12 protein-coding genes are annotated in these 14,235 nt (G+C 70.7%); 10 read left to right on the top strand and 2 right to left on the bottom strand.

Annotated features, from left to right (window positions below; all coding sequences use genetic code 11):
• Window positions 1–322: 322 nt before the first annotated feature.
• From ACZ4FV_RS42220 to ACZ4FV_RS42180, 9 genes are all read left to right on the top strand, one after another.
• Complete coding sequence (locus tag ACZ4FV_RS42220; protein ID WP_465326058.1) at window positions 323–1,981, top strand: carbamoyltransferase family protein; 1,659 nt, start codon at window positions 323–325, stop codon at window positions 1,979–1,981.
• Complete coding sequence (locus tag ACZ4FV_RS42215) at window positions 1,978–3,504, top strand: HAD-IIIA family hydrolase (RefSeq protein ID WP_465326056.1); 1,527 nt, start codon at window positions 1,978–1,980, stop codon at window positions 3,502–3,504. Before ACZ4FV_RS42220 ends, ACZ4FV_RS42215 begins: the two co-directional genes overlap by 4 nt.
• Complete coding sequence (locus ACZ4FV_RS42210) at window positions 3,501–4,535, top strand: glycosyltransferase family 9 protein (RefSeq protein ID WP_465326054.1); 1,035 nt, start codon at window positions 3,501–3,503, stop codon at window positions 4,533–4,535. The genes ACZ4FV_RS42215 and ACZ4FV_RS42210 overlap by 4 nt, the downstream gene beginning before the upstream one ends.
• A complete protein-coding gene (locus tag ACZ4FV_RS42205; protein WP_465326051.1) occupies window positions 4,532–5,497 on the top strand; it encodes a glycosyltransferase in 966 nt (321 codons plus the stop codon). Before ACZ4FV_RS42210 ends, ACZ4FV_RS42205 begins: the two co-directional genes overlap by 4 nt.
• Entirely contained in the window at window positions 5,494–6,711 is a 1,218-nt protein-coding gene (locus tag ACZ4FV_RS42200) for a glycosyltransferase (RefSeq protein WP_465326049.1), read from the top strand. Before ACZ4FV_RS42205 ends, ACZ4FV_RS42200 begins: the two co-directional genes overlap by 4 nt.
• A 155-nt stretch (window positions 6,712–6,866) precedes the next feature.
• Window positions 6,867–7,487 (top strand): D-sedoheptulose-7-phosphate isomerase, encoded by a 621-nt coding sequence (locus tag ACZ4FV_RS42195; protein WP_465326047.1) that lies wholly within the window; start codon window positions 6,867–6,869, stop codon window positions 7,485–7,487.
• Window positions 7,484–8,908, top strand: coding sequence for a D-glycero-beta-D-manno-heptose 1-phosphate adenylyltransferase (rfaE2, locus tag ACZ4FV_RS42190; protein ID WP_465326045.1), 1,425 nt, complete (start codon window positions 7,484–7,486; stop codon window positions 8,906–8,908). The genes ACZ4FV_RS42195 and rfaE2 overlap by 4 nt, the downstream gene beginning before the upstream one ends.
• A complete protein-coding gene (locus ACZ4FV_RS42185; protein ID WP_465326043.1) occupies window positions 8,905–9,945 on the top strand; it encodes a glycosyltransferase family 9 protein in 1,041 nt (346 codons plus the stop codon). Before rfaE2 ends, ACZ4FV_RS42185 begins: the two co-directional genes overlap by 4 nt.
• Complete coding sequence (locus tag ACZ4FV_RS42180; protein ID WP_465326040.1) at window positions 9,942–10,982, top strand: polysaccharide pyruvyl transferase family protein; 1,041 nt, start codon at window positions 9,942–9,944, stop codon at window positions 10,980–10,982. Before ACZ4FV_RS42185 ends, ACZ4FV_RS42180 begins: the two co-directional genes overlap by 4 nt.
• 189 nt (window positions 10,983–11,171) lie before the next feature.
• Here ACZ4FV_RS42180 and ACZ4FV_RS42175 read toward each other — a convergent pair whose 3' ends face one another.
• Window positions 11,172–11,513 (bottom strand): hypothetical protein, encoded by a 342-nt coding sequence (locus tag ACZ4FV_RS42175; RefSeq protein WP_465326038.1) that lies wholly within the window; start codon window positions 11,511–11,513, stop codon window positions 11,172–11,174.
• Between the two features lie 303 nt (window positions 11,514–11,816).
• On the bottom strand, window positions 11,817–13,241 hold the full coding sequence (locus tag ACZ4FV_RS42170; protein WP_465326036.1) for an MFS transporter: 1,425 nt from the start codon (window positions 13,239–13,241) through the stop codon (window positions 11,817–11,819).
• 525 nt (window positions 13,242–13,766) lie between these two features.
• On the opposite strand from ACZ4FV_RS42170, the gene ACZ4FV_RS42165 reads away from it, so the two are divergent.
• Complete coding sequence (locus ACZ4FV_RS42165) at window positions 13,767–14,096, top strand: DUF8129 domain-containing protein (RefSeq protein WP_465326034.1); 330 nt, start codon at window positions 13,767–13,769, stop codon at window positions 14,094–14,096.
• Window positions 14,097–14,235 lie beyond the last annotated feature (139 nt).

Below are 14,235 nucleotides of genomic sequence, written 5' to 3'. Positions count from 1 at the left end.
TGTGCGCCCCCGGCTTCCCGCCGCGGACGAAAGCATCTCGGCAGGTCGTTTGGCTCTGACGGCCGGCGGCGTCTTCCTCGCGGTGCGACGCCGGATGTGCGGCGCGGCGCTCCGGTCTGAACCGGTCATCGACCCGAACGCTCTTCCGCCTCCGCTTGCTCCCGCGGACGGTCGCCCCCTCTCGGTTACCACGCGCAGTCGCACACCGGCGCCACAACGCTTAGACGTTTAAGAGTCCGCCATCCGGTGAGCGGGTGGAACGTCAGGTACTCGGAATCGGGCGACAGTGCCGCCCCCATTCGCCTTTGAGTGGAGTATCGGTATGCGCATTCTCGGACTCAACGCCATCTTTCACGACCCTGCCGCGGCGCTGGTCGTGGACGGTGAAGTGGTTGCCGCAGCCGAGGAGGAGCGATTCTCCAGGCGTAAGCACGGCAAGCGCCCAGTACCGTTCTCAGCCTGGGAACTTCCGGAATTGGCCGCCCGGTGGTGCCTGGAGAAGGCGGGGCTTCGTCCCGATGAGCTCGACGCGGTCACTTACTCTTTCGACCCGAATCTGGCGAGGCCCCAGGAAACCTTGGGGTTGAACGACCCCTGGGATCGGCTGCGGCAAACGTATGCCCGCGAGGCGCCCAACTTCGCCGCCGAGGCCCTGCCGGGTCTGGACGCCGGGGTCTTCCGGTTCGTCCCTCATCACCTCGCGCACGCCGCCTCGGCGGCCCTGGCCGCGCCCACGCCCTACCGTGACGCGAGTGTGCTGGTCGCCGACGGGCGTGGGGAGGCCACCAGCCACCTGTCCGCGCGCTATCACGACGGGCAGCCGGAGGTGTTGGCGCGTACCTCGCTGCCGCACTCCCTGGGCCTGTTCTACGAGGAAGTCACCGCTCATCTGGGCTTCCTGCGCTCATGCGACGAGTTCAAGGTGATGGCCCTGGCCTCATACGGCAAGCCGCGTTTCCTGGAGGAACTGCGCACCGCCGTGCACTCGACGGGCGACGGCTCGTTTCGGACTCTGCCGGTGGATCTCGCCGGCTTGGTCAAGCCGCGCCGACCCGGCGAGGAATGGACGCCGGAGCAGGCGGACCTCGCCGCGTCCGTCCAAGCCGTCACCGAGGAGGTCCTCTTGGACCTGGTGCGCTGGCTGCACGGACGTACTGGCGACCGGCACCTGTCGATGGCCGGGGGTGTCGCGCTCAACTGCGTGGCCAATTCCCGCATCGCCGCCGAAGGCCCGTTCGAGCATATCTGGGTGCAGCCGGCCGCCGGGGACGCGGGAACCGCACTGGGCGGAGCGTTGCACGTGGCGGAAACCATGGGTGACCGCACTTCGCCCATGGCCGGTGCGGACCTGGGTCGTTCCTGGGACGACGACGAGTTGGAGGCCTGGCTGCTGCGGGCGCGGGTGCCCTACGCCCGCCCTGCCGATCTGGCCGAGGTGGTCGCTCGGGCGTTGGCCGCCGACTGCGTGGTGGCGTGGTTTCAGGGCCGCAGCGAGTTCGGCCCTCGGGCACTGGGGCACCGCAGTCTGCTCGCCCATCCCGGACGAGCCGCCAATCTCGAACGTCTCAACGACGTGAAGGGTCGCGAGCAGTTCCGCCCGGTGGCCCCCATGGTGCTCGCCGATCGCGCCGCGGAACTGTTCGAGGGCCCCATGCCCAGTCGCTACATGCTCTTCACCCACGAGGTCGCACCCCACTGGCGCGACCGCATCCCGGCAGTCGTCCACGTGGACGGCACGGCCCGCATCCAGACCGTCGACTCCGCGGATCAGCCCCTCTTGGCCCGGATGCTCACCATTTTCGAGCAGATCACCGGCTTGCCCGTGGTGGTCAACACCAGCCTGAACACCGCGGGTCGCCCGATGGTCGACGATCCGCGTGACGCGCTGGAGTGCTTCGGGTCGGCCCCTGTGGACCTGCTGGCTCTCGGGCCCTTCGTGGTGCGTCGTCCGGCGATGGGCGATGGGGCAGGCGCGCTGTGAGTGCGGAGCAGGCGGACGCGTCCGTGATCAGGTACGCCGTCGTCGTGCCGACGATGGGGCGACCCGAACTCGACCGCTGTGTAGCGGCGTTGGCTGCTGCGGCGGGGCCCCTGCCGGAGGTCGTCGTGGTGGTCGACGACCGTCCCGAGACGCCGGATCCGCTGCCTTTGAACGTGCCGCCCGAGTTCGCCTCCAGGACTCGAGTGCTCAGTACCGGGGGAGGGGGCCCGGCCGGTGCGCGCAACCACGGGTGGCGCGCGGTGCCGCCGGAGGTGCAGTGGATCGCGTTCTTGGATGACGACGTCGAGGTGAGTTCGACGTGGCGCGCCGACCTGGTCGCGGATCTGGGCGTGGTCGGACCCGATGTGGGTGCGGTCCAGGGGCGACTGGAGGTGCCGTTGCCTTCCGATCGCAAGCCCACCGACTGGGAGCGTGGCACTCGTGGTTTGGCGGACGCGGCGTGGGCCACCGCCGATATGGCCTATCGGCGGGACGTGCTGGTGGAGACGGGGGGCTTCGATGCCCGCTTTCGGCGGGCCTTTCGAGAGGACGCCGACTTGGCCCTGCGTACCGAGGAGGCCGGCTGGGTCCTCGTCCGGGGCGATCGGTCGACCCGACACCCGGTGCGTCCCGCCGACCGCTGGGTCAGCGTCCGAGTCCAAGCCGGCAACGCGGACGACGTACTGATGACCCGGCTGCACGGCCGGGACTGGTATCGCCGGGCGGCGGCCCCTCGCGGCCGGCGACCCGCGCACGTGGCGCTGACCACGCTGGCCGTACTGGGAGCGGGAGCGGCCGTCATCAGGCGCCGCCCGGTCGTGGCGTTGGCGGGCGCGGGATGGTTGTTGGGTACCGTCGAGTTTGCCGCCGCACGCATTCGGCCCGGGCCTCGCGACCGGCGCGAGAGCACCACCATGCTGGTGACGAGCGCGCTCATTCCGCCGCTGGCGACCGCGCACTGGCTGCGGGGGCTGTGGCGACACCGGACCGTCACGCCCACCGGCATGCGTCCCAAGGCAGTGCTTTTCGACCGGGACGGCACGCTGGTGCGCGACGTCCCCTACAACGACCAACCCGACAAGGTGGAACCGATGCCGGGCGCGGTCGAGGCCGTGCGCGCATTGCGTGCCGCCGGCATCCGCACGGCCGTGGTCAGCAACCAATCCGGAGTCGGCCGCGGCCTCATCACACCGGAGGCGCTGCGGCGGGTCAACGCCCGTGTCGATGCGATCTTCGGGCCCTTCGACGCGTGGGAGTGCTGCCCGCACAACCCTGAGGACGACTGCTCGTGCCGCAAGCCCCGACCGGGCTTGATCCAAGAGGCGGCGCGCCGCCTGCGAGTACGGCCCGAGGAATGTGTGGTGATCGGCGACATCGGTGCCGATGTCGCCGCAGCCCGGGCAGCGGGCGCCCGCAGCGTTCTGGTGCCCACCGACACCACGCGAGCCGCCGAACTGGCGGGAGCCCGAGTGGCCCTCGACCTGGGCGATGCGGCCAGGCTCGTGCTGCGGGGGTTGCGATGAGCGACCCACATGTACTGGCCGTGCGCTTGGACGCGATGGGCGATGTGCTCCTGTGCGGCCCCGCGTTCCGTGCCTTGGCCGCGGGCGCGCGCAGGCTGACCGCACTGGTGGGACCCGCCGGCTCCGGCGCCGCGCGACTCCTGCCCGGGGTCGACACCGTCATGGAGTGGGACGCGGCGTGGACCGGTTTCGCTCCTCCTCGGATCACTCGCGCAGGCGTGGGAGGTCTGATCGACGAGTTGGTCCGGCGGGACGTCGACGAGGCGGTGGTTTTCACGTCCTTCCACCAATCGTCGTTGCCGACGGCGCTGCTGCTCCGTCTCGCGGGAGTGCGCAGGATCAGCGCCATCAGCAACGACTATCCGGGCTCGCTGCTGGACGTGCGCCACCGGGTGGACGAGCACCGGCACGTTCCCGAGGCCGAACGCGCCCTGGAACTGGCGGCGGCCGCCGGGTTCCCGCTGCCGGCCGACGACGACGGCCGGCTCGCGGTGCGCCGACCGCTGCCGGCGGTGCGGAAGCAGACCGGAGAGGGAGCCTACGTCGTGGTCCATCCGGCCGCGTCGGTGCCCGCCCGTACTCCCTCGGTCGAATGCTGGGTGCGAGTGGCGCGCGCGCTGGGCGCGGCGGGACACCGGGTCCTGGTAACCGGATCGTCGGCCGACGTCCCGATGACCGCGCAGGTGGCCGATCTCGGCGGAGCGACCGACCTGGGCGGCCGTACGGACCTGGTTCGACTCGCGGCGGTCATGGCCGACGCCCGCGTGGTGATCGCCCCGAACACTGGCCCGGCACACCTGGCAGCGGCGGTCGGCACTCCCGTGGTCAGTCTGTTCGCACCTGTCGTGCCGGCCGAACGGTGGGCCCCCTACGGAGTGCCCACCGTTGTGCTGGGTGACCGGAACGCGGCGTGCGCCGGGAGTAGAGCGCGTCATTGTCCCGTCCCCGGGCACCCGTGCCTGGAGTCGGTCGAGGCCGAGGACGTGGTCGTCGCCGTGGACGAACTGCTCGTGAAGGGAAGCACACGATGAATGTCTTGTTGTGGCACGTACACGGCTCCTGGGCGACGACGTTCGTCCAGGGAGACCACCAGTATGTGGTGCCGGTACTGCCCGACCGCGGACCCGACGGCGTGGGGCGGGCCCGTACCTGGGACTGGCCGGTGAACGTGGTCGAGATTGCGCCCGAGCGGTTGCGCGCACAGCGGTTGGACGTGGTGGTGTTGCAGCGCCCGCACGAGTACGAGCTGGTGAGACAGTGGTTGGGGTTGACACCCGGCGTGGATGTGCCCGCCGTCTACCTCGAACACAACGCGCCGGACGGGAACGTGCCGTCGACGCGCCACCCGATGGCCGACCGCCCCAATCTGCCCATCGTGCACGTCACCCATTTCAACGCGCTGATGTGGGACTGCGGGGCCAGTCCCACCGTCGTGGTCGAGCACGGCATCCTGGATCCCGGGGCCCGGTGGACGGGGGAACTCCCTCGCTGTGGTGTCGTGGTGAACGAACCCATCCGCCGCGACAGATACACCGGTACGGACCTGCTACCCCAGATCGCCGATGCGGCGCCCCTGGATGTCTTCGGCATGAAGGTCGACGGCCTCGCCGCCCATCTGGGTCTGCCCGAAGAGCGTTGCCGTACCCACGAAGATCTGCCGCAGGACCGCATGCACGTCGAACTTGCCCGTCGGGCCGTGTACTTCCACCCGATGCGCTGGACGTCGCTGGGCCTGTCGCTGCTGGAGGCCATGCACCTGGCGATGCCCGTGGTCGTGGTGGCCGGCACCGAGGCCGGACGCGCCGTGCCGCCCGGCGCCGGCGTGGTGAGTGCGTCCGTGGCCGAACTGCGCGAGGCGGTACGCCGATACGCGACCGATCCACAGGCCGCGCTCGATGCCGGTCTGGTCGCTCGGGAGAGTGCGCTGGCCCGCTACGGAGCAAGGCGTTTCCTTCAGGACTGGGACGCCGTACTGAAGGAGGTGGTGTCATGAGGATCGCCATGGTGTCCGAGCACGCCAACCCCATGGGCGCCCTCGGTGGCGTGGACGCCGGCGGGCAGAACGTACACGTCGCTGCGCTGGCCGCGGAACTGGCCCGGTTGGGCCACCGGGTCAGTGTGTACACCCGCAGGGACAACAAGGACGCACCCGCCACCACCCGCCTGTGCCGTGGAGTCACCGTGTCCCTCGTCGACGCGGGGCCCGCCGAATCGGTCCCCAAGGATGAACTCCTGCCGTTCATGGGCGAGTTCGGTGACAACCTCGCCGACCGCTTTCTGATGAGGCGCCCCGCGGTGGTGCACGCCCACTTCTGGATGTCGGGTATCGCGGCACTGCGCGGCGCGGAACCGTCCGGTGTCCCGGTGGTGCAGACCTACCATGCGCTGGGCTCGGTCAAGCGTCGTCACCTCGGACGAGACGACCCCAGCCCTGCGGGGCGCATCGCCTCCGAGCTGGCGGTCGGTCGGCGCGCGGCGCGCATCATCGCCACCTGCACCGACGAGGTCTACGAGCTCGTGCGCATGGGCCTGGATCTGGAACGGATCAGTGTCGTGCCGTGCGGTGTGGACACCACCCACTTCGTACCCCACGGACCCATTGCTCCCCGCACCGAGCGATCCCGGCTGCTGGTCGTGGGACGCCTGGTCGAACGCAAGGGCATCGATGTGGTCGTGCGAGCCTTGGCCGAGTTGCCGGACACCGAGTTGTTGATCGCGGGCGGACCGCAGGAGGGGCCGGTGGAAGCCGACCCCGAGATTCGGCGCCTGATCGGCGTCGCGGACGGGGTCGGCGTGCGAGAGCGCGTCGAATTCCTCGGAAGCGTCGGACGCGACGCGTTGCCCGCTCTGATGCGCAGCGCGGACGCGGTCGTGTGCACGCCGTGGTATGAACCGTTCGGCATCGTTCCCTTGGAGGCGATGGCGTGCGGTACCCCCGTGGTGGCCGCCGCTGTCGGCGGATTGCAGGACACCGTCGTGGACGGAGTCAACGGTCTGCTCGTGCCGCCGCGCGACGTCGGGGCATTGACCCAGGCATTGCGGAAGCTCTTGGACCGGCCCGAGTGGGCGCGGGCACTGGGACAGGCCGGTGTGCATCGGGCCGGCACCCGCTACGCCTGGGCGCGGGTGGCGCGCGAGACCGCTGAGATCTATCGAAGCCTGGTCGCCGAGGGCGTCAGTGGCCGCAACAAGGCGGTGATGGGATGAGCACGCCTCGATGGCGACACGTTGTGCCTTCCGGCGGCGCGAGGCGACACTGCCTGCGTGTCACGAGCCGGGCCGTCGCGTCGGCGGATGGGCGGCGCTCGGCGACCGATCGCGACGACAGGTCCGCCCAGCGACGGGGAAGAGCCGCCGGCCGAGTGGAAGCACTGACCGGCAGACATGTGGATGCCCTGGTGGCGGCATTGCGCCATCCCCTGTGCGATCCGGTCAGGGCCGCCCGGTGGGGTGATCGACTCGCGCACGAACTCGCCGCAGGTTCCCGGCTTCTGGTTGCCGGCAACGGAGGCAGCGCGGCCGAGGCGCAGCACTTGACCGCGGAACTGGTGGGACGCTATCGGGACGAGCGCCGCCCGCTGTCCGCGCTGGCCCTGCACGCCGAGACCTCCAGTTTCACCGCGATCGTCAACGACTACGGCCCGGAGGAGGTGTTCGCCCGGCAGGTCGAGGCCCACGGGCGGGCCGGCGACACTGTGTTGTTGTTGTCCACGAGCGGTTCGAGCGCCAACGTCGTGTGTGCGGCTCGCCGCGCCCGAGCGCTGGGGTTGCGCGTGTGGGCGCTGACGGGCCCCGCGCCCAACGAGTTGGCGGCACTGGCCGACGACGCGCTGTGCGTGGAGGCGGACAACACCGCGACGATCCAAGAGGTCCACCTGCTGGCCGCGCACCTGTTGTGCGAGGCGATCGACGCGGCCTTGGGCGCCGACGTGACGCCCCGGCTGCGAACTCGTCTGGCACCCGTCCGGGAGGCATTGGCGTGAGGAAGACGAGGAACGCCGGGAACGTCAACGGCGAGCCGGAACTGCTCGTCGTGGTGGGGGACACCCTGCTCGATCGCGATCTGATCGGGACGGCGACCCGCCTGTGCCCGGACGCGCCGGCGCCGGTGCTGGACAATCCCGTCGAGTACGCCCGGCCCGGTGGCGCCGGCTTGGCGGCGCTTCTCGCCGCCCGCGAGGGACGCCGAGTGGCGCTGATCACCGCGCTGGGCGTGGGCCCCGAGGCCGATCTGCTGCGCGCACTGTTGGAGCCTCGGCTCGACGTGATCGAACTACCCTACCGGGGCCGGCCTGCGGAAAAGTCCAGGGTGCTCGCCGGTGAGCGTTCCCTGGTCCGCATGGACCGTCCCGCAGGCGGCCCGATCGGCTCACCCGGCCCCGACGCGCTGCGTGCCCTGGCGTCGGCCTCCGCGATCCTGGTCTCCGACTACGGCAACGGCGTCACCGCCGGTTCGGCGCTGCGCGCGGCCATTGCCGCCCGCGTGGGACAGGTTCCGGTGGTGTGGGATCCGCACCCACGAGGCAGCGACCCCCTACCGAACCTGACGCTGATCACACCCAACCGTGCGGAGGCCATGCTGGCGGCGGGTGTCCCGGCCGTACACGAGGAAGCGGCCGACGCCCTGCGTGTTGCCGCGGAAGCGGCGGCGGCCCTGTGTCACACGTGGTCGGCGCGGGCGGTGTGCGTGACGCTGGGTCCGCGCGGCGCGCTCGTCTCGCGGGGCGCCGAGCCGTTCGTGGTGCCGGCGTCGACCGTAGGGGTGCATGATCCGTGCGGGGCCGGGGATCGATTCGCCGGCGCGGTTACGGGACGGCTGGCCGACGGTCGTTCGGTGCCGGAGGCGATCACGGAGGCCGTGCGGATGACGGCCGACTTCCTGGCCGGCGGGGGCGCGACGGGGCTCGCCCGGGCACTGAGAGACGGCGAGGAAGATGCCCGGCCGACCGGATCGGGATCGTCCCGCGCCGAGCAGGTTCGCGCGGCCGGCGGAACGGTGGTTGCCACCGGTGGTTGCTTCGACCTGCTGCACGCCGGCCACATCCGGACCCTGCGCGCGGCGCGGGCCCTGGGCGACTGCCTGGTCGTCTGTCTCAATTCGGACGCCTCCGTACGCTCCCTCAAAGGCCCCTCCCGACCCTTCCACTCCGCGGAGGACCGTTCCGAGGTCTTGGCCGCGCTCGAGTGCGTGGACGACGTGCTGGTTTTCGACGAGGACACTCCCGAGGCGGTGATCGGCAGGCTCCGGCCGGACGTGTGGGTCAAGGGCGGTGACTACGCGGCCGACCGGCTGCCCGAAGCGGCACTGGTCGCCTCCTACGGCGGGCAGGCCGTGACCGTTCCCTACCTGGCGGGCCGTTCCACCACCGGAATCGCCGCGGCGGCGGCGGAAGCGAACCGATGAGGGCGGCCGGTTCGGCGTCGCGTCCCACGGTGCTGATGCTGCGCGCTCTGGGCCTGGGGGACTTCCTGGCCGGAGTACCGGCTTATCGAGCGCTGCGGCGGGCCTTCCCGCAGCACGAGGTGGCGTTGGCCGCCCCGCAGGCACTGGCGCCGCTGGTGTCGCTCACGGCCGCGATCGACGTTCTGTTGCCGGTGGGCGAACTGGAGCCGGTGCCCTGGCACGGCGCGCGTCCCGAGCTGGGCGTCGACCTGCACGGGCGCGGGGCCGCCAGTCACGACCTGGTGGCCGCGTTGTCGCCGCGTCGTCTCGTGGTCTTCGGCGGGCCCACCGGCGGCGGCTATCCCGGGCCGCTTTGGCGAGCGGACGAACACGAGCGGGTGCGCTGGTGTCGTCTGTTGACCGAGTCCGGGATACCCGCCGATCCGCACGACCTGGTCCTGCATCCGCCGAACCGCCCCGCAGCCCGGGCGTTGGCAGGCGCGACCGTGCTGCATCCCGGGGCGGCGTCGCCCTCCCGTCGGTGGCCGCCGGAACGTTTCGCGGCGCTGGCCCGAACACTGACGGCGCGGGGTCATCCGGTAGTCGTCACCGGCGGCCCGCAGGACGACGCGCTGGTGGCACGGGTGGCGGGGGCGGTGGGGACGATCGCGGGGCGAACCGATCTCGCGCAGTTGGCGGCCGTGGTCGCCGCCGCGCGGGTGGTGATCAGCGGGGATACCGGGGTCGCGCATTTGGCGACGGCGTTCGCCCGACCCTCGGTGACTCTCTTCGGTCCCACTCCACCGGCCCTATGGGGGCCGCCGGCCGACCCGCGGCATCGCGTGCTGTGGCCCGCGCCCCCCGGGTATCGCGGTGACCCGCATGGGCGGTCGGTCGATCCGGTGCTGGCCGCGATCGGGGTCGAGGAGGTTGTGGGCGCTGTGGAGCAGGCGCTGGTCCACGAGTCGGCGGAGCAGCCGCGCGGCGCCCGCTGCGGGCCGGGTCGGTATTTTGCCGATGGCGGCTCGATGACTTCGTCGGGACGAGGCGGCCGATGACCTCGATTTCGCACCGAATGCGACCCGACACCGCGATCCGGCGCCGACCCGAGCGGGTGCTGGTGGTGGGTTGGTTCAGCTTCCTACACGGGGAGGCCACGGCGGGCGATCTTCTGGCAGCGCGGACCGTCGTCACCTTCCTTGCGAGCCACGCTGTTCCCTTCGATGTCGCGTGGAGCCCCGTACTGCGGCCGAGCGGGCCCACACTCGAGGACTGTTCCCCCGGGAGGTATACGCATCTGGTCTTCGTCTGCGGGCCCGCGCACGGGGCGGTGATCGCGGATCTCCATCGCAGATACGGCTCCTTGTATCGGGTGGCGGTCGGCGTTTCCGTACTCGACGACCAGGACCCGCAAGTGTCGGCGTTCGACGAGGTGATCGCCCGGGACCAACCGGGAGTGCACGGACGTCGCGACCTCGCCGCCGCCGCGCTGACCGTCCCCGTGCGCACGAGCAAGGCACCCCCCGCGCCACCTGCGGTACCGGTCGCGGGCATCGTGCTCTCCCGGGGACAGGACGAATACGGTGAGCGCTCGCTGCACGCGGATGTATCGGGGCGACTGACACGATGGTTGGCCAAGCGACCCGTGGCGCCGATCGTCTTGGACACCCGCATCGACACACGCGACGGATTGTTGTGCGCGGACGTCGAACAATTTCAGTCGGTGCTGGCTCGGCTGGACCTGGTGGTGACCACCCGGCTGCACGGGCTCGTCCTTGCCCTCGCCTCCAACGTGCCGGTCCTGGCGGTCGACCCGGTACGAGGTGGTGCGAAGGTGGCGGCGCAGGCGGGCGCATGGGATTGGCCGGTGATCGCCGGCGAACACCTCATCGGCCGGTCGGTACCCGGGGGTGAGGCCGCGCTGGACGCCACCCTGCGCTGGTGCCTGTCCGCGGAGGGCAGGCAGGTCACCGCACTCCGGGCCGCGTCGGCACACGAGTCCGGCGCGGATCAACTGGCGCACCTCGGCCGCGCACTCGCGTTGCCGACGGTGGCACCGGGCCCGGCCGCAGAGCCGGGCCAGTCGCGCCATTGAACCGGGGACAGGCTTTCTGCGCCGGGCGCGGGGGCCGCCTTCCGGGCCGCATGGCGACGGCCGAGCCGGGTATCGGTCGAGATTCACACCCGGCATCGTCCGCACAAGCCGGCGCCGGCTTGAGGCGCGCACCACTCGCAGCGCGCCGCGAGCATGCGGTTCGGGGCGTCCGCACCCTCGCCCGGCGGTTCAAGGGGCCGCCATGGTCAGGTCGGGACGCCCCAGGCCGGCGGCGGGCAACAGTCCCGCGCGGTTCGCGACTTCTCGGGTGTCGGCATCCAACGCCTCGTAGGACACCCGCAAGTGCAGCAGATCCGCGCCTCGACGCACCGCGGACAGAACCCGCGGGCCCGTCTCGTCGAGGAAGGTGGTCTCTCGCAGGTCCAACGTCACCTCGGGACGGTCATGGTCGCCCGGCACATTGAGGACTCGCATCAGGGCGTCTAGGACGACGGACGCGTTCCGGCGGTCCACGTGTGCCGGCAAGCCGACCACGAGACGGTCGGCGCTGTGGTGGATGGTGAGCCCCATGAGACGTTCCTGACGTAGAGCCATCGTGTCGTTGCCGACGAGGGCGGCGTGATGACCTTCGTGCTTGGAATGGTCGACCCACCCTTGAGGGCGAGCGCCACTTACCCGGAATTGGCGCGCTCATGCGCGGCCATAAGTGCTCGGCGCGGACAGCGGTTCACGCCCTTTCCTCGCGCCCACGGCGACGTGTTTCGCCGCCGCCGAGATCGCTGTGGCACACGTACACCGTGACCGCGTCGACGATCCGGCAGGCAGCGCGTCCGGTGGCGTCCGACATGAGGCCGCCCGGAGGGGGTGGATGGGTCAAGGGGATTCGGGCAACAACCGGGGGCCGCTCGCACGAATACGGGTGGCGCGGCGGTCGTGCCCGAGGCCGGCGGCGGTGATCACGCCGGCGACCAGTACGCCGCCCAGGATCAGGGCTCCCCGGGCGCCGGCGCATTGCAGGAGCAGGCCCAGGACCGGTGGCCCCAGCAGCCGCCAGCCGGTGCTGACGGTGCTCCAGACGCCCAGGACACGTCCACGCATGTGCTCCGGAGGATCGGTTTGCAGGATGGCGGTGGTGGCGGTGTCGGAGACCGATTCCACGAGTGCCATCGGCACCACGAGCAGCAGCAGGAGGAACACGGTCGGGGTGAAGCCGGCCGCGATCTGAAGCCCTCCACCGGCGGCGGCGGTGACCGCGACCATCCGTACGGAGGGTCGGCGCAGACGGCCGGCGACAACCGCCCCGAGAATGCCGCCGACCGCCAGTACGGTGGAGACGAGGCCGAAGGCGCCGGTCCCGCCCGCGAGTGGACCGGTGACCAGGACCGCCAGGGTCAGGCTGTAGTTCCGACCGAAGGTCGAACTGAGTCCGGCGATCGCCGCCAGCGCGACCAGACGGGGGCGTCGGGCGAAGAAGGCCAAGCCTTCGCGGGCGGAGCCAGGGGTGGGCACCCGCGTGGATCTGCGGTGGGGACGGGCGCCGGATGTCCGGGCGGACTCGAAGTCGGGCTCCGACATGGAACGCGGGACAGTCTCACCGGTGGGCTTCGGGGAGGACCGCCGACCGGATGCGCCGGCCGGCTGGTCGCCGACGGGCTTCAGGAAGGGAACGATGGCGGCCACGAAGAGGAACGACGCACCGTTGGCGGCGTAGGCGGCGCCGATGCCGAAAAAGGCGACCGTCACTCCTGCGAGGGCCGTGCCGACCAGACGACCCACGCTGTGTACGACGGCACCGAGGGCGATCGCCGACGGAACGTCTTCGCGGGGCACGAGATCGTTGCCGAGGAGGGCGCAGGCGGGGCCGTCCACCGTCGCGATCAGTCCGGTGAGCGCCGCCAGGATCATCAGGGCCGGCACGCTCAGCAGGCCGAAACCGACCAGGAGCGCGGTGGTGAAGGCGACCATGGCCAAGGCCGCCTGGCTGACCCCGGCGGTGAGCTTGCGGGGCCAGGCGTCGACAACCCGTCCTCCCAGTACTCCGAACAGCAGCCCCGGCGCCGCTTGGATCGAGAGCGACAGACCCGTTGCGGCAGCGGAGCCGGTGAGCTGCAGAACGAGCAGATTCTGCACCGTCAGTTGCATCCAGGTGCCGAGATTGGAGACCAGATTTCCGAGGGACCACCAACGCATGCCGGAGTGACGCAGGCAGCGCCATGGAGAGCGGTTCTCACGATCGCGGGGGCCCCTGAAGGTCGATTTCCGACGGCGAAGACACCCCGCGGCCGGGCTCCTGTACATCCTCGGGTGGACGTGAGCGGGAGGCACGAGTGTGGGGACGGTGGTTGTAGAGGTGTCGGGGTCGCGGACGAGCAAAGGAAGAGCCCTGATCGATCGTGCGAGGGGCCCGACGTCGAGAGTGATTCTCGTCCTGACGAACGCTTGCCCGACGACCGGTCAGAGATCTGCCCGACCGGGCGGACCGGCGTCGGTCGGGGATCCTCGGTTCTGACGGCGGCGTGCTGCCTCGTTGCTCATGGGCTGAGGCACCGCCGAGGTGCCCGGCAAGTTTGACAAACGGAGTCGAGCAGTTGGCCACGCGTTTCCGCTCTTTAATCACGGTCAGTGAAGGGCGTCCGATTTGAGTAGATTTAGAGACTTTTTTGTGACCACAATCACGGCTTAAGCAGATCATCCAGAGGGAAACTCGCCCTCTTGCGCAAAGCGGCGGGAAGTCGACGCACGGCTTCCGCGGCCAGGTTTTGCCCTGCGATCGCCGGGTAGCGGACGGATCCATTCCTTGTGACGGTCCCCTCTGGAGGAGTCATGGCTGATCGCGAACTGCCCATCGCCGACTTCGACCATCTGTCCGCCGGCTCACTGCAACACCGCATCCGAGCTCTGGGAGAGTTGGAATTGCAGACACTCCTCGACCACGAGCGCGAGCACGGAAAGCGGGCCGAGGTGCTCACCTTCCTCCAGTCCCGGCTCGATCAAGTGCAGGCGGGAGCCGAGCGTTCCGCGGGGGCCGCCGGTGAGGAAGCCGGGATTGCGCCTCCACCATCCGGCGGCGGCCTGGTCACGCCGGCGACCAGCGCCGAACCGTCACCTCCCGGTAGGCACGGCCTTGCCAAGCCTGCCCCCAGGGACCGTTGAGCCCTGTAGAGGCCGAACGTGGCAAGACGCCCGCAGTAGGGAGGGTGAGGCTTCCCCCGGAACATGGACACGGGGTTTCATGCGGCCAGTGAAAGCGTATCGGTCTCGCTCGCGCGTTCCTCGAACGCGGCGGGGCTGA

It is taken from the genome of Embleya sp. NPDC025285 (assembly GCF_055558835.1).
Note: the sequence above shows the minus strand (reverse complement) of the source record. Positions and strands in the feature narration are given on the sequence as shown.